1 protein-coding gene is annotated in these 317 nt (G+C 43.2%); it reads left to right on the top strand.

The window, feature by feature from the left end:
- The coding region (locus tag ACP5L5_RS11795) for an aromatic amino acid lyase (protein WP_428764017.1) at positions 1–317 on the top strand (317 nt) is incomplete at both ends.

Here is a 317-nt window from a genome sequence, read left to right as displayed (position 1 = left end):
GTTGAGGCCAACGCCGTTAAGCTGCATAGGGGTGAGAACGAGGTAGCCAGAGTACTCAGTGGGTTATTTAGTGGGAGTGGGAATGTGAATAGGAGTGGTAGGGTTCAGGACCCGTACTCAATACGGTGCATACCGCAGGTCTTTGGTTCCGTAATTGATGCATTAGAGTGGGCCTTACGTAATATTGTCAATGAGGTTAATTCTGTGAGTGATAATCCAATAATAATTGGTAATAATGTATACTCAACCTGCCATTTCCACGGCCAATACGTGGCATTATCCACAGATTTATTAAATACATCATTGTCAGTAATTGG

Origin of the sequence: Vulcanisaeta sp. (genome assembly GCF_049966235.1) — an archaeon.
Taxonomy (GTDB): domain Archaea; phylum Thermoproteota; class Thermoprotei; order Thermoproteales; family Thermocladiaceae; genus Vulcanisaeta; species Vulcanisaeta moutnovskia.
The sequence above is the reverse complement of the archived record's forward strand: the minus strand, read 5'-3'. Positions and strand labels throughout refer to the sequence as shown.